Annotated in this window: 17 protein-coding genes and 3 tRNA genes; 9 read left to right on the forward strand and 11 right to left on the reverse strand. The window is 52.0% G+C overall.

Features of this window, described 5'->3' with window-relative positions; genetic code table 11:
- The 3 genes from A9587_RS08655 to nnr all read right to left on the reverse strand — a co-directional run.
- A partial coding sequence (locus A9587_RS08655) for an AMIN domain-containing protein (RefSeq protein WP_336595928.1) occupies nt 1–408 on the reverse strand: 408 nt, incomplete at its 3' end.
- 18 nt (nt 409–426) lie between these two features.
- Nucleotides 427–888 (reverse strand): tRNA (adenosine(37)-N6)-threonylcarbamoyltransferase complex ATPase subunit type 1 TsaE, encoded by a 462-nt coding sequence (tsaE, locus tag A9587_RS08660; protein ID WP_000981973.1) that lies wholly within the window; start codon nt 886–888, stop codon nt 427–429.
- Entirely contained in the window at nt 860–2,407 is a 1,548-nt protein-coding gene (gene nnr / locus A9587_RS08665; RefSeq protein ID WP_010379592.1) for a bifunctional ADP-dependent NAD(P)H-hydrate dehydratase/NAD(P)H-hydrate epimerase, read from the reverse strand. The genes tsaE and nnr overlap by 29 nt, the downstream gene beginning before the upstream one ends.
- Between nnr and queG the strand changes: the two genes are divergently transcribed.
- Nucleotides 2,406–3,545, forward strand: a complete 1,140-nt coding sequence (queG, locus tag A9587_RS08670) for a tRNA epoxyqueuosine(34) reductase QueG (protein WP_001294210.1) — start codon at nt 2,406–2,408, stop codon at nt 3,543–3,545. The two genes, nnr and queG, sit on opposite strands and share 2 nt — an antisense overlap.
- A gap of 269 nt (nt 3,546–3,814) precedes the next feature.
- Here queG and A9587_RS08675 read toward each other — a convergent pair.
- The 4 genes from A9587_RS08675 to orn all read right to left on the reverse strand — a co-directional run bounded on the left by A9587_RS08675 (nt 3,815) and on the right by orn (nt 4,990).
- A tRNA-Gly gene (locus A9587_RS08675) sits at nt 3,815–3,890 on the reverse strand.
- A gap of 35 nt (nt 3,891–3,925) precedes the next feature.
- Nucleotides 3,926–4,001: transfer RNA gene (locus A9587_RS08680), tRNA-Gly, on the reverse strand.
- Between the two features lie 157 nt (nt 4,002–4,158).
- Nucleotides 4,159–4,234 (reverse strand) — tRNA-Gly (locus A9587_RS08685).
- A 210-nt stretch (nt 4,235–4,444) separates the two neighbouring features.
- Nucleotides 4,445–4,990, reverse strand: coding sequence for an oligoribonuclease (gene orn, locus A9587_RS08690; protein WP_001517620.1), 546 nt, complete (start codon nt 4,988–4,990; stop codon nt 4,445–4,447).
- A 94-nt stretch (nt 4,991–5,084) separates the two neighbouring features.
- Here orn and rsgA point away from each other — a divergent pair, with 94 nt between their 5' ends.
- The 3 genes from rsgA (at nt 5,085) to mscM (ending at nt 10,548) form a co-directional block, all read left to right on the forward strand.
- Entirely contained in the window at nt 5,085–6,137 is a 1,053-nt protein-coding gene (gene rsgA, locus A9587_RS08695; RefSeq protein WP_000041983.1) for a small ribosomal subunit biogenesis GTPase RsgA, read from the forward strand.
- A gap of 97 nt (nt 6,138–6,234) precedes the next feature.
- Entirely contained in the window at nt 6,235–7,203 is a 969-nt protein-coding gene (gene asd / locus A9587_RS08700; RefSeq protein ID WP_000934902.1) for an archaetidylserine decarboxylase, read from the forward strand.
- A gap of 21 nt (nt 7,204–7,224) precedes the next feature.
- Nucleotides 7,225–10,548, forward strand: coding sequence for a miniconductance mechanosensitive channel MscM (gene mscM / locus A9587_RS08705; RefSeq protein WP_001517619.1), 3,324 nt, complete (start codon nt 7,225–7,227; stop codon nt 10,546–10,548).
- 37 nt (nt 10,549–10,585) lie between these two features.
- On the opposite strand, the gene A9587_RS08710 is transcribed toward mscM, so the two are convergent.
- The 4 genes from A9587_RS08710 to epmA form a co-directional block, all read right to left on the reverse strand.
- Nucleotides 10,586–10,900, reverse strand: coding sequence for a YjeO family protein (locus A9587_RS08710; protein ID WP_001272717.1), 315 nt, complete (start codon nt 10,898–10,900; stop codon nt 10,586–10,588).
- Nucleotides 10,897–11,214, reverse strand: a complete 318-nt coding sequence (gene yjeN, locus A9587_RS08715) for a protein YjeN (protein ID WP_001517618.1) — start codon at nt 11,212–11,214, stop codon at nt 10,897–10,899. The genes A9587_RS08710 and yjeN overlap by 4 nt, the downstream gene beginning before the upstream one ends.
- A 60-nt stretch (nt 11,215–11,274) precedes the next feature.
- The gene (gene yjeM, locus A9587_RS08720; RefSeq protein WP_105263455.1) at nt 11,275–12,777 is read right to left on the reverse strand and encodes a glutamate/gamma-aminobutyrate family transporter YjeM; all 1,503 of its coding nucleotides are present in this window, start codon (nt 12,775–12,777) and stop codon (nt 11,275–11,277) included.
- Nucleotides 12,778–12,994: 217 nt separating this feature from the next.
- Nucleotides 12,995–13,972 carry an elongation factor P--(R)-beta-lysine ligase gene (gene epmA / locus A9587_RS08725; protein WP_000004769.1) on the reverse strand — a complete coding sequence of 326 codons (978 nt, stop codon included), beginning with the start codon at nt 13,970–13,972 and terminating at the stop codon, nt 12,995–12,997.
- Between the two features lie 324 nt (nt 13,973–14,296).
- On the opposite strand from epmA, the gene frdA reads away from it, so the two are divergent.
- The 5 genes from frdA to A9587_RS08750 all read left to right on the forward strand — a co-directional run bounded on the left by frdA (nt 14,297) and on the right by A9587_RS08750 (nt 18,804).
- Entirely contained in the window at nt 14,297–16,105 is a 1,809-nt protein-coding gene (frdA, locus tag A9587_RS08730) for a fumarate reductase (quinol) flavoprotein subunit (RefSeq protein WP_001517616.1), read from the forward strand.
- A complete protein-coding gene (frdB, locus tag A9587_RS08735) occupies nt 16,098–16,832 on the forward strand; it encodes a fumarate reductase iron-sulfur protein (protein ID WP_000829498.1) in 735 nt (244 codons plus the stop codon). The genes frdA and frdB overlap by 8 nt, the downstream gene beginning before the upstream one ends.
- 10 nt (nt 16,833–16,842) lie before the next feature.
- A complete protein-coding gene (frdC, locus tag A9587_RS08740) occupies nt 16,843–17,238 on the forward strand; it encodes a fumarate reductase subunit FrdC (protein WP_000208757.1) in 396 nt (131 codons plus the stop codon).
- A gap of 10 nt (nt 17,239–17,248) precedes the next feature.
- A complete protein-coding gene (frdD, locus tag A9587_RS08745; RefSeq protein ID WP_000609664.1) occupies nt 17,249–17,608 on the forward strand; it encodes a fumarate reductase subunit FrdD in 360 nt (119 codons plus the stop codon).
- A gap of 62 nt (nt 17,609–17,670) precedes the next feature.
- Nucleotides 17,671–18,804, forward strand: a complete 1,134-nt coding sequence (locus A9587_RS08750; RefSeq protein ID WP_016249492.1) for a BlaEC family class C beta-lactamase — start codon at nt 17,671–17,673, stop codon at nt 18,802–18,804.
- Nucleotides 18,805–18,848 lie beyond the last annotated feature (44 nt).

Below are 18,848 nucleotides of genomic sequence, written 5' to 3' on the forward strand. Positions count from 1 at the left end.
CGGCGGAGGGGGCGGTGGCGGTACATCGGCGTTAATCGTAAAGACGACTGTGTAATTGCTACCATTCTGCCGCTTCACCGCTTCGGTTTTACCGTTTTCGGTAAGATCGACCACCAACCGCAGCGTTTGCGCATCTTTTGGCGTGCCAGAGCGAATAGCTTTTACCAAATTATTGCCACTGAACAACAACGGTAGCCCCTGAATTACACCGGTTTGTTTAATATCCAGCGCCACAGTGCGTTTGCTTTGATGGCTAAAGGCATAATCAGGATCGCCAATAAAACTCAACGTTATCCGCGCCTGCTCACTGCCATTAGAAACCTGAATATCAGAGAGCGTAGCGGCACCAGCCTGTGCGCACAACAGCACCAATGCCGCCACCAACCAATTTTTGATGCGATACATCATCCCGCCACCTTTTAAAGGTTAACCGGCTAAACGCGCCAGCAACAATTCACCCGCAGAGGAAACAGCACTCACGCGCGCCTCACGGCCTTGTGCCTGATAATCAATGTGTATTTCGACATCCGGGTCAGGAAGAACACCTGTACCTTGTTGTGGCCATTCCACCAGGCAGATGGCATCGTGGGCAAAATAATCGCGGATCCCCATAAACTCCAGCTCCTCGGGATCGGCAAGGCGGTACAAATCAAAGTGATAAACCATTAATTTGTCGAGCGTATAGGGTTCGACCAGCGTATAGGTGGGGCTTTTGACATTACCCTGATGGCCCAGAGCTTGTAAAAAACCCCGGCTGAAGGTGGTTTTACCTGCACCTAAATCGCCATACAGATAGATTACGGTAGCGCCATCGCAGGCTTTAGCTACCCGTTCGCCCAGGTCTAATGTTGCCTGCTCGTCAGGGAGCGGAATTACTCGATTCATCATGGTTTTTATCAGTCACTTCCGGGTTAACAATACGCTGTAGCGTGGAAAAGAGATCGGTTGCCAGCATCCCGCGCGTACCAAAACGCGCTGCCAGCACATCGGCCGCCGCACCGTGCGCAACACAACCGGCACAGGCAGCATCATACGGCGTCAGTTTCTGCCCTAACAATGCGCCAATAATACCAGAGAGCACATCGCCCATGCCGCCACTGGCCATACCTGCATTTCCGGCGTCAACAATACCTAACGCATCAGGATGTGCAGCGACCACGGTTCCGGCACCTTTCAGCACCGCTACACCACCATAACGTTGTACCAGACGTTGTGCGTAATGTAAGCGGTCACTTTCAATTTCAGCCACGGAACAGCCCAACAACCGTGCAGCCTCGCCAGGATGCGGCGTGATCACGCGATTGTGACGCTTATCGGGATTGATTGCCAGCAGGTTCAATGCATCGGCATCCCACAACATCGGTTTGCGAAAATTCTCGACTTTTTGTAGGGCTTTTTTCCCCCACTCTTGCTGACCCAGACCAGGGCCAATCACCACCACATCGGCCCATTCCAGGCTATCAGCTAAGGATTCCGCAGTCAGTTCGTATACCATCAATTCCGGGCGCGCGGTCAGCAACGGCGCAATGTTTTCACTGCGCGTCAGCACTCTGACCAAACCAGCACCAGCACGCAGCGCCGCTTCGCCCGCCATACGGATCGCGCCCGCCGTGCCGTGATCGCCACCGATAATCACCAGTCGCCCGTGATCGCCTTTATGTGATGTCGGGCGACGCGGTTTCAGCCAGTGAGAAAGTTGCGATGCGGAAAAGCGCTGAATTTTCGCCTCCTGAGTTGCCAGCCACCTATCCAGCCCCAGCGAGTCAAAATGCAGATCCCCGGTTACATCCCGCGCTTTCCCGGTTAGCAAGCCTGGTTTCAGGGCAATAAAGGTCACGGTGTGAGAGGCGTTGATCACCGCACCTGGCGTGGCTCCGGTTTGTGCTAACAGGCCGGAAGGAATATCAACTGCCACAATCGGCGCAGGATGAGTATTGGCATGATCGATTAATTTACTGATGGGTTCACGGGGCGCTTGCTGCAATCCGGTGCCGAGCAGCGCATCAACTATCAGATCCACCGACTCAGGCCAGACAATATTCGAAGCATGAATCTCGCCTCCCGCGTTTAACCATGCATCGCGCGCTTGTGCGGCCTCTTCTGGCAACGGTTTGTCGCTCTCCTGGGCCAGCAGCGTGACCTCAATGCCGATGGCTTTTGCCCGCCGCGCGACCACATACCCATCGCCACCGTTATTGCCATGACCGCACAGCACCAGCCAATGACGGGCGTCAGGATAAGCGGTACGACACACCTGAAACGCGGCTTCCCCCGCACGAAGCATCAGTTCATAGAGCGTTAGCCCCAGCGCATCCGCCGCCTCGCGTTCGCCACGGCGGATATCGTCGGCGTGCCAGACGGTGTGTGGTATACTTACGGGGTTTTTCTTCATTGTATGGTCCGTCATGTCAGAGCCCCTCGATCTCAATCAGTTAGCGCAAAAAATTAAACAGTGGGGGCTGGAACTGGGCTTTCAGCAAGTAGGTATTACCGATACCGATCTCAGCGAGTCCGAGCCAAAACTGCAAGCATGGCTGGACAAACAATACCATGGCGAAATGGACTGGATGGCGCGTCACGGTATGCTGCGCGCCCGCCCCCACGAGTTATTGCCCGGTACACTGCGCGTGATCAGCGTGCGGATGAATTATCTTCCTGCCAACGCCGCATTTGCCAGCACGCTGAAAAATCCCAAACTCGGCTATGTTAGCCGTTATGCGCTGGGCCGTGACTATCACAAACTTCTGCGCAACCGACTCAAAAAGCTGGGCGAGATGATTCAGCAACATTGTGTTTCGCTGAATTTTAGACCGTTTGTCGACTCTGCGCCTATTCTTGAGCGTCCGTTAGCTGAAAAAGCAGGTCTTGGCTGGACAGGTAAGCACTCACTTATTCTTAATCGCGAAGCTGGTTCGTTCTTCTTTTTAGGCGAACTGCTGGTTGATATTCCGCTACCTGTGGATCAACCGGTTGAGGAAGGATGTGGTAAATGCGTTGCCTGCATGACGATTTGCCCGACCGGAGCCATCGTGGAACCATATACCGTCGATGCTCGCCGCTGTATCTCTTATCTCACCATTGAACTGGAAGGAGCAATCCCGGAAGAACTACGGCCATTAATGGGAAACCGTATTTACGGTTGCGATGATTGTCAGCTTATCTGCCCGTGGAATCGCTATTCACAACTGACAACTGAAGATGATTTCAGCCCGCGTAAACCGTTACATGCGCCGGAGCTCATTGAGCTTTTTGCCTGGAGCGAAGAGAAGTTTTTAAAAGTCACGGAAGGATCAGCGATTAGGCGGATTGGTCACTTACGCTGGCTGCGAAATATCGCCGTAGCACTAGGAAATGCGCCCTGGGATGAAGCGATTCTGGCGGCACTGAACAGTCGGAAAGGTGAACACCCACTTCTCGATGAACACATAGAGTGGGCGATTGCGCAGCAAATCGAGCGACGAAATGCCTGCGTGGTCGAGGTGCAACTACCGAAAAAACAGCGTCTGGTTCGCGTGATAGAAAAAGGCTTACCACGTGACGCCTGATTCATCCACAGCTTGTGAATAAAATTAAAAACACATTGCAATTCAAGCCAGAAAAAATCGTCAAGTGATCAATACGACAAATCAAAACCTTATTTTTCAACTTAAATATCAACACGTTAAAAAATTACTATTCACCGTGCGAAGTTTTCCTGAAATTAAGATTACAGCCCGACACTGTGGATAACTCTGTTTACAAGAGTTTGTCAGAGATAACAAAAACCAGCAATAACGCATCGCGTCGCTGTGGATATTTTATTGAGAGGAGAATTTGGAGCGGGAAACGAGACTCGAACTCGCGACCCCGACCTTGGCAAGGTCGTGCTCTACCAACTGAGCTATTCCCGCTTGGGTGGTCTGTGCTTTATAGCACTTTCAAATTTTGGAGCGGGAAACGAGACTCGAACTCGCGACCCCGACCTTGGCAAGGTCGTGCTCTACCAACTGAGCTATTCCCGCTTAATCTTCGTCTTTCAAATCGCTACTGCCTTGGCTGCCTTCACTCACCTTAGTCACTTACTTTTGTAAGCTCCGAAGGATTCGTTCAGTTGCCGCCTTGTCGCAATTCGAAATACTGCGATTGGGTGGTCTGTGCCTTTCAGCACTTTTCAAATTTTGGAGCGGGAAACGAGACTCGAACTCGCGACCCCGACCTTGGCAAGGTCGTGCTCTACCAACTGAGCTATTCCCGCGTACTACTTAATTTTTGCTTTCGTAATTTCGCATTTCTGCGTCGTTACGGGAGGCGCATTATACGAGAAATCTTTCCCTCTGCAACCCCCCTAAAAAATTTTTTTTGAGTTTTTATCTCAAGTGCTGAAATTATCGGCAAGACGTTCAATTTAGCGTCAAAATCACGCCGCCGCAAGTGGATTTCGGCGGTTACGTGACCAGGAAAAATTTTACATCTTGATGAAGTGCTCGCGGTAGTAAGCCAGTTCCGCCACCGATTCACGGATATCATCCATCGCCTGATGCGTCCCCTGCTTGGTAAAACCATCAAGAATTTCCGGCTTCCAACGGCGCGCCAGCTCTTTCAGCGTGCTGACATCGAGATAGCGGTAGTGGAAGTACGACTCCAGTTCCGGCATGTATTTGAACAGGAAGCGACGATCCTGACCAATACTGTTACCGCAGATCGGTGATTTTCCTGCTGGCACCCACTGTTTTAAGAACTCGAGCGTCGCCAGTTCCGCTTCCCGATCGCCCATCGTGCTCGCCTTCACACGCTCCACCAGCCCACTGGCGGTATGAGTGCGCACGTTCCAGTCATCCATCAACGCTAACTGTTCATCAGACTGGTGTACTGCAATGGTCGGCCCTTCTGCCAGAATATTCAGGTTGGCATCGGTCACCAGCGTGGCAATCTCAATAATGCGATCGCGCTCGGGATCCAGACCGGTCATCTCAAGATCGATCCAAATCAGGTTGTTTTCATTGGCACTCATGCTATTTTCCACCCATTCACAGTGACTATATTGATTCGCAATTGCGTGTATCATAGATGTTTTGCCCATCAGGGGCGACCAGGAGTCAGTACGATTGAGTAAAAATAAACTCTCCAAAGGCCAGCAGCGCCGTGTGAACGCCAATCACCAGCGTCGTCTTAAAACGTCTAAGGAGAAGCCCGACTACGACGACAATCTGTTTGGCGAGCCTGATGAAGGTATCGTCATCAGCCGTTTTGGCATGCATGCTGATGTGGAATCCGCCGATGGCGAAGTTCACCGCTGCAATATTCGCCGCACTATCCGTTCGCTGGTGACTGGCGATCGCGTTGTCTGGCGTCCGGGCAAACCGGCGGCGGAAGGTATTAATGTCAAAGGGATCGTTGAAGCGGTGCATGAGCGCACCTCGGTGTTGACGCGCCCGGATTTTTACGACGGCGTGAAGCCCATTGCCGCCAACATCGACCAGATCGTCATTGTCTCCGCCATTTTGCCGGAGCTGTCGCTCAATATTATCGACCGTTACCTGGTGGCCTGCGAAACCTTGCAGATTGAGCCGATTATTGTGCTCAACAAGATCGACCTGCTGGACGATGACGGTATGGCATTTGTCAACGAGCAGATGGATATTTACCGCAACATTGGTTATCGCGTATTAATGGTTTCCAGCCATACTCAGGATGGCCTGAAACCGCTGGAAGAGGCGTTGACCGGGCGGATCAGCATCTTTGCCGGGCAGTCTGGCGTCGGTAAATCCAGTCTGCTGAACGCGTTGCTGGGGCTGCAAAAAGAGATCCTGACCAACGATGTTTCGGACAACTCTGGTCTGGGTCAGCACACCACCACCGCCGCACGGCTGTATCACTTCCCGCACGGCGGTGATGTGATTGATTCCCCTGGCGTGCGTGAATTTGGTCTCTGGCACCTGGCACCGGAACAAATCACTCAAGGCTTTGTCGAATTTCATGATTACTTAGGCCTGTGTAAGTATCGCGATTGCAAACACGATACCGATCCGGGCTGCGCTATCCGTGAAGCGGTTGAAGATGGGAAAATCGCGGAAACTCGTTTCGAAAACTATCACCGTATTCTGGAAAGCATGGCGCAGGTAAAAACGCGTAAAAACTTTTCTGATACGGATGACTGACAATTAAGCTAACCGTCGTTAGAATCGTCCCCCTTTTTTTCAGGATCCGGCATGTACGCCGGATCAGGAACGACAAAACAATGGCCTGGAGGCTACCTTGTTAAATTCATTCAAACTTTCGCTACAGTATATTCTGCCGAAACTATGGCTTACTCGCCTGGCGGGTTGGGGTGCAAGCAAGCGGGCAGGATGGCTGACAAAACTGGTTATCGATCTGTTCGTTAAATACTACAAGGTCGACATGAAAGAGGCGCAGAAACCGGACACCGCCAGCTACCGTACCTTTAACGAATTTTTTGTCCGTCCGCTGCGTGACGATGTACGCCCGATCGATACCGACCCGAATGTTCTGGTCATGCCTGCCGATGGTGTTATCAGCCAGTTAGGTAAAATCGAAGAAGATAAAATCCTGCAAGCCAAAGGCCACAACTACAGTCTTGAAGCCCTGCTGGCGGGTAACTACCTGATGGCGGATCTCTTCCGCAACGGTACGTTTGTGACCACTTACCTCTCCCCGCGTGACTACCACCGCGTACATATGCCGTGCAACGGTATCCTGCGTGAGATGATCTACGTGCCGGGCGATCTCTTCTCGGTGAATCATCTCACAGCCCAGAACGTGCCAAATCTGTTTGCCCGTAACGAACGCGTAATCTGTCTCTTCGATACCGAATTCGGCCCGATGGCACAGATTCTGGTCGGTGCGACGATTGTTGGTAGCATTGAAACTGTCTGGGCAGGCACCATTACGCCACCGCGCGAAGGCATCATCAAACGCTGGACCTGGCCTGCCGGGGAAAACGACGATTCTGTGGCGCTACTGAAAGGCCAGGAAATGGGGCGCTTTAAACTCGGATCTACTGTTATCAACCTGTTTGCGCCGGGTAAAGTGAATCTGGTTGAGCAACTGGCAAGCCTTTCTGTCACTAAGATTGGTCAGCCGCTGGCTGTATCTACCGAAACCTTTGTTACGCCAGAAACTGAACCGGCCCCGCTTCCTGCTGAAGAGATCGAGGCAGAACACGACGCCAGCCCATTGGTTGACGACAAAAAAGACCAGGTCTAATCCATCAAAGGAAACGCTGACGTGCGCCTGATTATCACTTTTCTGATGGCCTGGTGCCTCAGTTGGGGGGCGTACGCCGCGACGGCCCCCGATAGTAAACAAATCACCCAGGAACTGGAGCAGGCAAAAGCGGCGAAACCCGCGCAGCCGGAAGTCGTAGAGGCGCTCCAGTCTGCCTTAAATGCGCTTGAGGAACGTAAAGGTTCCCTTGAGCGCATCAAGCAATATCAAGAAATCATTGATAACTACCCGAAACTCTCCGCTACTCTGCGCGCACAGTTAAACAATATGCGTGATGAGCCGCGCAGCGTGTCGCCGGGGATGTCTACCGACGCGCTGAATCAGGAAATACTCCAGGTCAGCAGTCAGTTGCTGGATAAAAGCCGTCAGGCCCAGCAAGAGCAGGAACGCGCCCGCGAGATTGCGGATTCGCTTAATCAATTACCACAACAGCAAACTGACGCCCGCCGCCAGTTGAATGAAATTGAGCGCCGACTGGGGACACTCACGGGAAATAGTCCGCTTAATCAGGCACAAAATTTCGCGTTGCAGGCCGACTCCGCACGTTTGAAATCATTGGTCGATGAACTCGAGCTGGCGCAACTTTCTGCCAATAACCGTCAGGAACTGGCTCGTCTGCGCTCGGCACTGGCAGAAAAAGAGAGTCAGCAACTGGATGCGTATTTGCAGGCCCTGCGCAACCAGTTGAACAGCCAACGCCAGCTTGAGGCAGAGCGGGCGCTGGAAAGCACTGAATTACTGGCAGAAAGCAGTGCCGATTTGCCGGAAGATATCGTTGCTCAATTCAAAATTAACCGTGAACTATCGGCGGCGTTGAATCAGCAAGCGCAGCGGATGGATCTCGTCGCCTCACAGCAGCGTCAGGCTGCCAGCCAGACGTTGCAAGTCCGGCAGGCGCTGAATACGCTGCGTGAACAGTCGCAATGGCTGGGTTCATCAAACTTGCTCGGTGAAGCACTGCGGGCGCAGGTGGCACGCCTGCCGGAAATGCCGAAACCGCAACAGCTTGATACCGAAATGGCTCAGTTGCGCGTGCAACGGTTGCATTATGAAGATCTCCTCAATAAACAGCCACAACTGCGACAGATCCTTCAGGCCGACGGCCAGCCGCTGACTGCCGAGCAAAACCGGATACTCGAAGCTCAATTGCGTACTCAGCGCGAGTTGCTTAACTCATTACTCCAGGGCGGCGACACGCTACTGCTTGAGCTAACCAAGCTGAAAGTTTCCAACGGGCAACTGGAAGATGCGCTGAAAGAGGTCAACGAAGCGACACACCGCTATCTGTTCTGGACCTCTGATGTGCGCCCGATGACCATCGCCTGGCCGTTGGAAATCGCCCAGGATCTGCGTCGTCTGATCTCGCTGGACACCTTCAGTCAGTTAGGTAAAGCCACCATGATGATGCTGACCAGCAAAGAGACTATTTTACCGCTGTTTGGCGCGTTGATTCTGGTCGGTTGCAGCATTTACTCGCGCCGCTATTTCACCCGTTTTCTTGAACGTTCGGCGGCTAAAGTCGGCAAAGTCACTCAGGATCATTTCTGGCTGACGTTACGGACGCTTTTCTGGTCGATCCTCGTCGCTTCGCCGCTACCAGTGCTGTGGATGACGCTGGGTTACGGCTTGCGCGAGGCGTGGCCTTATCCGCTGGCGGTAGCGATTGGCGATGGTGTAACGGCCACCGTGCCACTGCTGTGGGTGGTGATGATTTGCGCCACCTTTGCTCGCCCGAACGGCTTGTTTATCGCCCATTTCGGCTGGCCGCGCGAACGTGTTTCCCGTGGTATGCGCTACTACCTGATGAGCATTGGGCTTATCGTGCCACTGATTATGGCGCTGATGATGTTTGATAATCTCGACGACCGCGAGTTTTCCGGCTCACTGGGACGTCTTTGCTTTATCCTCATTTGCGGTGCACTGGCAGTGGTCACGCTCAGCCTGAAAAAAGCCGGGATCCCACTGTATCTTAACAAAGAAGGCAGTGGTGACAACATTGCCAACCATATGCTGTGGAACATGATGATTGGCGCGCCACTGGTCGCTATTCTCGCCGCAGCCGTGGGTTATCTGGCAACAGCGCAGGCTCTGCTGGCAAGGCTGGAAACATCGGTCGCCATCTGGTTCCTGTTACTGGTGATTTATCACGTTATCCGCCGCTGGATGCTGATCCAACGCCGCAGGTTGGCGTTTGACCGGGCGAAGCATCGCCGTGCTGAAATGCTGGCACAACGCGCGCGTGGCGAAGAAGAAGCGCATCATCACAGTAGCCCGGAAGGGGCGATTGAAGTGGATGAAAGCGAAGTCGATCTCGATGCTATCAGTGCACAATCCTTGCGGCTGGTGCGTTCAATCCTGATGCTAATCGCCCTTCTTTCAGTCATCGTGCTGTGGTCAGAAATTCATTCCGCTTTTGGCTTCCTCGAAAATATTTCGCTGTGGGATGTCACCTCCACAGTGCAGGGCGTGGAAAGTCTGGAACCGATTACTCTCGGTGCAGTGCTGATTGCCATTCTGGTGTTTATCATCACCACGCAACTAGTGCGCAACCTGCCCGCGCTGCTGGAACTGGCGATTTTGCAGCACCTTGATTTAACGCCAGGTACAGGTTACGCCATCACCACCATCACCAAATATCTGCTGATGCTGATTGGCGGGCTGGTCGGCTTCTCGATGATTGGTATTGAGTGGTCGAAATTGCAGTGGCTGGTCGCTGCACTCGGTGTTGGTCTCGGTTTTGGTTTGCAGGAGATTTTCGCCAACTTTATCTCTGGTCTGATTATCCTGTTCGAAAAACCGATTCGCATTGGCGATACGGTGACAATTCGCGATCTTACTGGCAGTGTGACGAAAATTAACACCCGCGCCACCACTATCAGCGACTGGGATCGCAAAGAGATTATTGTGCCGAACAAAGCGTTCATTACTGAGCAGTTTATCAACTGGTCGCTTTCTGACTCGGTCACGCGCGTGGTGTTGACGATTCCGGCTCCTGCCGATGCCAACAGTGAAGAAGTGACGGAAATCTTGCTAACCGCAGCGCGTCGCTGCTCGTTGGTCATCGACAACCCGGCACCGGAAGTCTTCCTGGTCGATCTACAACAGGGGATTCAGATTTTCGAGTTGCGTATTTACGCCGCGGAAATGGGTCACCGTATGCCGCTGCGCCACGAGATCCACCAGTTAATTCTGGCGGGCTTCCACGCCCACGGTATCGATATGCCATTCCCGCCGTTCCAGATGCGTCTGGAAAGTCTTAACGGTAAACAAACGGGCAGAACATTAACGTCTGCGGGTAAAGGGCGTCAGGCAGGAAGCTTGTAACGTGAGAAACTGCCGGAGGCGACTCTGGCAGTTTCAATCACCAACAAAACTGATAGCGCAGGAAAAACTGCCATAGCCAGTAGCCGAAGATCGCCAGTGCGGTGGCGTACATAAACCAGCCGCGTTTTTTTCGCCACTGCGTGAACCAAAGAAAAGGGAAAAACAGCGGCAACGTCATTATCACACCGACATCGCGAGTATCGTCATTTTCCAGATGCTCCAACACATCGCAGATGTTGTTAATCCCGCGTCCATCAATCATCCATTCTTTGTCCAGCGTGGACAGTATCAGAATCCAGAGAACAGATACGAAGAACCAAATGCAGCATAAAATAAACTGATGTGCACTCATGACGTTTCAACCGACAGTTTCATTTCGCTAAAACGCATTCTGAACAAATCACCGTATCCGACCAATTCGCCACGAAAAACCAGGAACCTGATAAGGTAAGCGCAATAAATATCCGACAGGTTTCGCCACCGATTCCGGTCTCGATCTTTGAGGGTATTAATGGTATTGCTGACCACCATCGCTATTTTACGGGTGTGGCAGGCATCGAAAAAAGAGAGAATAGTCTGCTCTATTTCCGCTACATCCCCAGCAGAAAATTGCAGTGCTCTGATTTGATCTTCGGTTATCAGCGGGCCCCGCCCCGTGCCATCCATGACATCTTCCTTTTCAGACAACTCATCGCCGGACTGGCGATGAGTTGTTATTGCATACAATCAATCTAAGGTTAACTCAGGCTTATTCGCCATGCGGCCGCAATAGTTCTGGTAAATCGCCATTGCTAACAGCGAGAAGAAGACAGGGCCGCCAATCATCCACAATGTGCTATCCCAGTCTCCGGCTTCGACTACTGGCTGGATGATGGTAAAGACGTTAGCAAACGTCACCACCAATACGACAACCACTGTGGCAATCATTGCTGACATGTGCGTTTTGAAAATAACAAACGGTCTGTCGAGATCCTGACGCGCTTTAAAGAACGGGAATGCCAGGGCAAGGAACAGATACGGAATGGTCATGGAGACATTCGCCATCAGCGTCAGCTTGTTAAAGAACGCCGATGCGGTGCCGCCGCCAAACGAAACCAGCAGGATGAAGACAGTAACCAACCCGCACTGCATCCACATCGCAATAGACGGCATTCCCATCGCGTTCAGACGCGTCATTGGTTCCGGCCACAATGCTTTCGGCGTCCCCTGGATGATTGCTTTCAACGGCGAGTAGCAAAGCGTAAAGAACGCCCCCGTGTAAGCGAGGAACATCGAAAGTCCGGTAATACGCGCAAACCATACCCCCAGCGACAATGATGCTTCGGGCGACAAATGCAGTGCATTACCCAGCGTCATCCCAAGGCTCTTCATCAGTACATAAGTAATATTGCCAAGGTTAACCGAACCATTACTTAATACCTGCTGCCAGTTAGTGCTGACGCCCCATAAGAATATTGCCAGGGAATAACCAATCGAAATAACAATAGCGGCAAAAACAATACCTTTAGCAAAATTCTTTTCAGGATTTTCCGTTTTATCAACCAGACCGCCAACAGCTTCAATTCCACCGTAAGCGAAAATAGCAAATACGACAAAAGATAACATCGCCAGACCGGACTGATATCCCGGATTTGGAGATACCACAAAATTAATATCCTGTGCGAAATGACCACCATTTAATAACAAAATAGCAACACTCACTAACAGTAATACTAAATTAAGACACATTACTGCTATACCACCTACCGCAGTAATACGGGCTATTTTATTAATCCCTTTTGAGGCGACGACGGTAACCAGAACCATCCATGCGACAGCCAACAGACCAACAACCTGCGTAGGCCCCAGCCCGGCAATACTCCAGTGCTGAGTCATGTCGCTACCATAGAGGAATGTTGAGAACGGCACCCAAACTTTAGCGGAAGTACTCACCATCCAGATGATATAAGAGGAAAACCACATAAAGGTGCCGATGAAAGCAAAACGTGGCCCAACGCTATTATTCATCCAGGAATAGATACCGCCCTCTTCTTTGCGATAGGCCGCCCCCATTTCAGCCATCATTAAGGCGAATGGAATAAAGAATAATAATGCAGAAAATATATAAAATGGAATCGCACTATAACCCATTAAATAATAAGCCGATGGGCTATTCGCAAAACCGAATACTGAAGTAAAGATCATCAATATGAGCCCAATTAGACTCATCTTTTTTATCGTGTGAGGCATGGAATCATCCTTCATTTCAGCGCATATATTAAACGCGCCAATTAACTGCACTACCCACCGATTGGCAGGCAACAATAAAACTAATACAGAATTGATACCCGGATGATAGCAAACATCCAGTCTTAAATTGTGCGCTTTAGCGGGAAAATGAAAACATCTGCTACAGAATGGCGTCAGCTACGCCATTCTGTGTTGCGATTGAGCTAGCTTTTCAGAATTATGCCCGGTCGACACTAAAGGCAATGACTTCCGCCAGTGTCTCAGCGCCCAATGCCAGCATCACCAGGCGGTCAACACCTAACGCCACGCCGGAACAGTCAGGCATACCAACTTCCAGGGCGTCAATCAGGTTCTGGTCGATAGGATGTTGTGGTAAACCACGCGCCGCACGTTTACGGTTATCCTGCTCAAAGCGTTGTTGCTGTTCACGAGCGTCCGTCAATTCATGGAAACCATTCGCCAGCTCAATACCTTTGTAGTAGACCTCGAAGCGTTCCGCGACCCGATGATCTTCCGTACTGATTTGTGCCAGTGATGCCTGGCTGGCCGGGAAATGGTACACAAACGTTGGTTTTTCTTTACCAATGTTCGGTTCCACGCCAAAGGTAAACAGCAGTTGCAGCAACGTGTCGCGGTCTTCTTCGGTGTCTGCAACGTTACTCAAGTCCAGTTTCGCCGCGACTTCTCGCAGTTGCGTTTTGTCAGCAGAAAGCGGGTCTATTTCCAGATAACGCAAGAAAGCTTGTTGATAAGAAAGGCTTTCTGCCGCCGGGCAGTCCAGCACCTGTTGCAAGAGGTCGTCCACCTCATTCATCAACCGATACATATCATAATGCGGTCGATACCACTCCAGCATAGTGAACTCAGGGTTGTGATAACGTCCCATCTCTTCATTACGGAAGCTGCGGCACAACTGGAATACCGGACCACAACCGGCAACCAGCAGGCGTTTCATGTGGTATTCCGGGCTGGTCATTAACCAGAGATTCATCCCCTGCGAGTGCCCGGGGCCTACGAAACGTGTCTCAAACGGGACCAAATGAATATCGGTTACCGTCGCCTGGCTCATACAAGGCGTCTCCACCTCCAGCACTCCACGATCGGCAAAGAAACGACGGATCTCCGCCATAATCGCCGCGCGTTTTAATAAGTTAGGAATGGATGCGCTCGGCTGCCAGGATGCCGTTTCGCTCATAGTAAAATCTCCAGTTTTTGACAAGGGCACGAAGTCTACTCGCAACGCGACGGCGAGACAAATTTTACGCAGAAATCAATCAACGGTGGGCTGTGACTAAAAAAACCGCAATATGATGGTTTAGTAATTAAATTAATCATCTTCAGTGATAATTTAGCCTCCCGGCACGCTAAAAAAATCGATCTCGTCAAATTTCAGACTTATCCATCAGACTATACTGTTGTACCTATAAAGGAGCAGTGGAATAGCGTTCGCAGACCGTAGCTTTCAGACACTTACCCTGAAGTACGGTGCTGCGGGATAAAAACAATCTGGAGGAATGTCGTGCAAACCTTTCAAGCCGATCTTGCCATTGTAGGTGCCGGTGGCGCGGGATTACGTGCTGCAATTGCTGCCGCGCAGGCAAATCCAAATGCAAAAATCGCACTAATCTCAAAAGTATACCCGATGCGCAGCCATACCGTTGCCGCAGAAGGGGGCTCCGCCGCTGTCGCGCAGGATCATGACAGCTTCGAATATCACTTTCACGATACAGTAGCGGGTGGCGACTGGTTGTGTGAGCAGGATGTCGTGGATTATTTCGTCCACCACTGCCCAACTGAAATGACTCAACTGGAACTGTGGGGATGCCCATGGAGCCGTCGCCCGGATGGTAGCGTCAACGTACGTCGCTTCGGCGGTATGAAAATCGAGCGTACCTGGTTCGCCGCCGATAAGACAGGCTTCCATATGCTGCACACGCTGTTCCAGACCTCTCTGCAATTCCCGCAGATCCAGCGTTTTGATGAACACTTCGTGCTGGATATTCTGGTCGATGATGGTCACGTTCGCGGCCTGGTGGCAATGAACATGATGGAAGGTACGCTGGTGCAAATCCGTGCTAATGCGGTGGTTATGGCTACCGGCGGCGCGGGTCGCGTATATCGCTACAACACCAACGGCGGCATTGTTACTGGCGACGGTATGGGCATGGCACTGAGCCACGGCGTTCCGCTGCGTGACATGGAATTCGTTCAATATCACCCGACCGGTCTGCCGGGTTCCGGTATCCTGATGACCGAAGGTTGCCGCGGTGAAGGCGGTATTCTGGTCAACAAAAATGGCTACCGTTATCTGCAAGATTACGGCATGGGCCCGGAAACTCCGCTGGGCGAGCCGAAAAACAAATATATGGAACTGGGTCCGCGCGACAAAGTTTCTCAGGCCTTCTGGCACGAATGGCGTAAAGGCAACACCATCTCCACACCACGCGGCGATGTGGTATACCTCGACCTGCGTCACCTGGGTGAGAAAAAACTGCACGAACGTCTGCCGTTTATCTGCGAACTGGCAAAAGCATACGTTGGCGTCGATCCGGTTAAAGAACCGATTCCGGTACGTCCGACCGCGCACTACACCATGGGCGGTATCGAAACCGATCAGAACTGCGAAACCCGTATTAAGGGTCTGTTCGCCGTCGGTGAATGTTCCTCTGTAGGTCTGCACGGTGCAAACCGTCTGGGATCCAACTCACTGGCAGAACTGGTGGTCTTCGGTCGTCTGGCCGGTGAGCAAGCTATGGAGCGCGCATCTACCGCTGGTAATGGCAACGATGCGGCAATCAATGCACAGGCTACTGCCGTTGAACAGCGTCTGAAAGATCTGGTTAACCAGGACGGCGGCGAAAACTGGGCGAAGATCCGCGACGAAATGGGCATGGCCATGGAAGAAGGCTGCGGTATCTACCGTACGCCGGAACTGATGCAGAAAACCATCGACAAACTGGCGGAGCTGCAAGAACGCTTCAAGCGCGTGCGCATCACCGACACCTCCAGCGTGTTCAACACCGACCTGCTCTACACCATCGAGCTGGGCCACGGTCTGAACGTTGCCGAATGTATGGCGCACTCCGCAATGGCGCGTAAAGAGTCTCGCGGCGCGCACCAGCGTCTGGACGAAGGTTGCACCGAGCGTGACGACGTCAACTTCCTCAAACACACCCTCGCCTTCCGCGATGCTGATGGCACTACTCGCCTGGAGTACAGCGACGTGAAGATTACTACGCTGCCGCCAGCTAAACGCGTTTACGGTGGCGAAGCGGATGCAGCCGATAAGGCGGAAGCAGCCAATAAGAAGGAGAAGGCGAATGGCTGAGATGAAGAACCTGAAAATCGAGGTGGTGCGCTATAACCCGGAAGTCGATACCGCACCGCATAGCGCATTTTATGAAGTGCCTTATGACGCAACCACCTCATTACTGGATGCGCTGGGCTATATCAAAGACAACCTGGCACCGGATCTGAGCTACCGCTGGTCCTGCCGTATGGCGATTTGTGGTTCCTGCGGCATGATGGTCAACAACGTGCCGAAACTGGCATGTAAAACCTTCCTGCGTGACTACACCGACGGTATGAAGGTTGAAGCGCTAGCTAACTTCCCGATCGAACGCGATCTGGTCGTCGATATGACCCACTTCATCGAAAGTCTGGAAGCGATCAAACCATACATCATTGGCAACTCCCGCACCGCGGATCAGGGTACTAATATCCAGACCCCGGCGCAGATGGCGAAGTATCATCAGTTCTCCGGTTGCATCAACTGTGGTCTGTGCTACGCCGCGTGCCCGCAGTTTGGCCTGAACCCAGAGTTCATCGGTCCGGCTGCCATTACGCTGGCGCATCGTTATAACGAAGATAGCCGCGACCACGGTAAGAAGGAGCGTATGGCGCAGTTGAACAGCCAGAACGGCGTATGGAGCTGTACTTTCGTGGGCTACTGCTCCGAAGTCTGCCCGAAACACGTCGATCCGGCTGCGGCCATTCAGCAGGGCAAAGTAGAAAGTTCGAAAGACTTTCTTATCGCGACCCTGAAACCACGCTAAGGAGTGCAACATGACGACTAAACGTAAACCGTATGTACGGCCAATGACGTCCACCTGGTGGAAAAAATTGCCGTTTTATCGCTTTTACATGCTGCGCGAAGGCACGGCGGTTCCGGCTGTGTGGTTCAGCATTGAACTGATTTTCGGGCTGTTTGCCCTGAAAAATGGCCCGGAAGCCTGGGCGGGATTCGTCGACTTTTTACAAAACCCGGTTATCGTGATCATTAACCTGATCACTCTGGCGGCAGCTCTGCTGCACACCAAAACCTGGTTTGAACTGGCACCGAAAGCGGCCAATATCATTGTAAAAGACGAAAAAATGGGACCAGAGCCAATTATCAAAAGTCTCTGGGCGGTAACCGTGGTTGCCACCATCGTAATCCTGTTTGTAGCCCTGTACTGGTAAGGAGCCTGAGATGATTAATCCAAATCCAAAGCGTTCTGACGAACCGGTATTCTGGGGCCTTTTCGGGGCCGGTGGTATGTGGAGCGCAATCATTGCACCGGTAATGATCCTGCTGGTCGGCATTATGCTGCCGCTGGGACTGTTTCCGGGTGATGCTCTGAGCTACGAACGCGTTCTGGCGTTCGCGCAGAGCTTCATTGGTCGCGTATTCCTGTTCCTGATGATCGTTCTGCCGCTGTGGTGTGGTTTACACCGTATGCACCACGCGATGCACGATCTGAAAATCCACGTGCCTGCGGGCAAATGGGTTTTCTACGGTCTGGCTGCTATCCTGACAGTTGTCACGCTGATTGGTGTCGTTACAATCTAACGCATCGCCAATGTAAATCCGGCCCGCCTATGGCGGGCCGTTTTGTATGGGAACCAGACCTTATGCTCAAAATGACGCTCTGCGCCTTACTGATTACCGCCTCTTGCTCCGCACTTGCCGCCCCCCAACAGCTCAACGATATTGTGCATCGCACAATGACTCCGCTTATAGAACAACAAAAAATCCCGGGCATGGCCGTTGCAGTGATTTATCAGGGCAAACCTTATTACTTTACCTGGGGCTATGCGGACGTAGATAAAAAGCAGCCCGTCACGCAGCAAACGTTGTTTGAGTTAGGCTCGGTCAGCAAAACATTTACGGGCGTACTTGGTGGCGACACTATTGCTCGAGGGGAAATAAATCTAAGCGATCCCGTCACAAAATACTGGCCTGAACTTACCGCTAAACAGTGGAACGGGATCACGCTATTACATCTCGCAACCTACACCGCTGGCGGCCTGCCATTGCAAGTGCCGGATGACGTTAAATCCTCAAGCGACTTGCTGCGCTTCTATCAAAACTGGCAGCCTGACTGGACGCCAGGAACACAACGTCTGTATGCCAACTCCAGTATCGGTTTATTCGGCTCGCTAGCTGTGAAGCCGTCTGGTTTGAGCTTTGAACAGGCAATGGATACCCGTGTCTTCCAGCCACTCAAACTCACCCATACGTGGATTAATGTGCCGCCTGCAGAAGAAAAGAATTACGCCTGGGGATATCGCGAAGGTAAGGCGGTGCATGTTTCGCCAGGGGCGTTAGATGCTGAAGCTTACGGTGTGAAATCGACGATTGAAGACATGGCCCGCTGGCTACAAAGCAATATAGATCCTCGTAATATCAATGACAAAACACTTCAGCAAGGTATCCAACTGGCGCAATCTCGCTACTGGAAAATTGGCGATATGTATCAAGGCCTGGGCTGGGAAATGCTGGACTGGCCGGTAAATCCTGACAGCATCATTAATGGCAGCGACAATAAAATTGCACTGGCAGCACGACCAGTAAAAGCGATTACGCCCCCTGCTCCTGCTGTGCGCGCATCATGGGTACATAAAACAGGGGCGACCGGCGGATTTGGTAGCTATGTCGCATTTATCCCAGAAAAAGAGTTGGGTATTGTGATGCTGGCTAACAAAAACTATCCAAACCCGGTGAGAGTCGCCGCCGCCTGGCAGATCCTCAACGCTTTGCAATAACAACGAAGATGGCCCGAATTTACGGGCCTTTTCTCCGCTTTTCC

The sequence above is a fragment of the Escherichia sp. MOD1-EC6162 genome (assembly GCF_002965125.1).
Classification (GTDB): domain Bacteria; phylum Pseudomonadota; class Gammaproteobacteria; order Enterobacterales; family Enterobacteriaceae; genus Escherichia; species Escherichia marmotae.

Excerpts from the sequence above, each read along its gene's own strand:
- yjeN (WP_001517618.1), bottom strand. The coding sequence starts at position 11,214 with ATGGATGGCACGGGGCGGGGCCCGCTGATAACCGAAGATCAAATCAGA.
- orn (WP_001517620.1), bottom strand. The coding sequence starts at position 4,990 with ATGAGTGCCAATGAAAACAACCTGATTTGGATCGATCTTGAGATGACC.
- epmA (WP_000004769.1), bottom strand. The coding sequence starts at position 13,972 with ATGAGCGAAACGGCATCCTGGCAGCCGAGCGCATCCATTCCTAACTTA.
- A9587_RS08750 (WP_016249492.1), top strand. The coding sequence starts at position 17,671 with ATGCTCAAAATGACGCTCTGCGCCTTACTGATTACCGCCTCTTGCTCC.
- A9587_RS08710 (WP_001272717.1), bottom strand. The coding sequence starts at position 10,900 with ATGAGTGCACATCAGTTTATTTTATGCTGCATTTGGTTCTTCGTATCT.
- nnr (WP_010379592.1), bottom strand. The coding sequence starts at position 2,407 with ATGACGGACCATACAATGAAGAAAAACCCCGTAAGTATACCACACACC.
- queG (WP_001294210.1), top strand. The coding sequence starts at position 2,406 with ATGTCAGAGCCCCTCGATCTCAATCAGTTAGCGCAAAAAATTAAACAG.
- yjeM (WP_105263455.1), bottom strand. The coding sequence starts at position 12,777 with ATGCCTCACACGATAAAAAAGATGAGTCTAATTGGGCTCATATTGATG.
- frdB (WP_000829498.1), top strand. The coding sequence starts at position 16,098 with ATGGCTGAGATGAAGAACCTGAAAATCGAGGTGGTGCGCTATAACCCG.
- tsaE (WP_000981973.1), bottom strand. The coding sequence starts at position 888 with ATGATGAATCGAGTAATTCCGCTCCCTGACGAGCAGGCAACATTAGAC.
- frdC (WP_000208757.1), top strand. The coding sequence starts at position 16,843 with ATGACGACTAAACGTAAACCGTATGTACGGCCAATGACGTCCACCTGG.
- frdD (WP_000609664.1), top strand. The coding sequence starts at position 17,249 with ATGATTAATCCAAATCCAAAGCGTTCTGACGAACCGGTATTCTGGGGC.